The 656-nt window shown below is 69.4% G+C and carries 1 protein-coding gene; it reads right to left on the bottom strand.

Translation table 11 applies throughout. The annotated features are described in order from the left end of the window. Positions 1–23: 23 nt before the first annotated feature. The gene (locus D7V93_RS43790) at positions 24–530 is read right to left on the bottom strand and encodes a DoxX family protein (protein WP_208723378.1); all 507 of its coding nucleotides are present in this window, start codon (positions 528–530) and stop codon (positions 24–26) included. Between the last annotated feature and the right edge of the window lie 126 nt (positions 531–656).

Below are 656 nucleotides of genomic sequence, written 5' to 3'. Positions count from 1 at the left end.
CCCAGGCCCCATCCCCCTCCTGCCTACCCCAGCGCATCCAGCAACATCGAGCCCCGGCGCTGACGCGGCAGCAGCCGGAAGTGCCTCAGCTCCTTGCGCTTCACCCGCCGCTCCAGCGCGCTGTGCAGCGACAGCCGCCCCGGCCCGCGCATCAACGTCCCCAACGCGATCGCGATGAGCGCCACGTTGAACTCATAGCCGCCCTTGGTGGCGTCGAAGCCGTTCTTCGCGTGGACCTTCGCGATGGCCACCGCCTGCGTCACGATGACGGAGAGGGCGGTGAACCGCGTCGCGATGCCCAGGATGGAGCTCACCCCGGCCACCAGCTCCGTGATGCCCGTGGCCAGCACCCACGGCTTCCCCGGCTTGATGCCCAGCTGCTCGAACATGCCCGCGTTCTGCTCGAGGCTGTCCTTCTTCAGCTTCGCGACGCCGTGCTGGATCATCGTCGCCCCCAACGACAGACGCGGGGGCAGCAGCGCGGCCGACTTCAGCAACGACGGTTGTTCGTTCAGCATCGTCACGTTCATGGGTGCTCTCCTCATCCGAACGCGCGGACGCAGGCGTCCGCGGGGTGAAGTGCCCCTTACGTTGCGATGCCTCCGCGCATCCCGCCCCAACGCCCGCCAGGCCCGTGGCCCCACGGGCCTGGCGGG

Source organism: Corallococcus llansteffanensis, from assembly GCF_003612055.1.
Lineage (GTDB): Bacteria > Myxococcota > Myxococcia > Myxococcales > Myxococcaceae > Corallococcus > Corallococcus llansteffanensis.
The sequence above is the reverse complement of the archived record's forward strand: the minus strand, read 5'-3'. Positions and strand labels throughout refer to the sequence as shown.

Coding starts and splice junctions, on each gene's coding strand:
- D7V93_RS43790 (WP_208723378.1), bottom strand. CDS start 530: ATGAACGTGACGATGCTGAACGAACAACCGTCGTTGCTGAAGTCGGCC.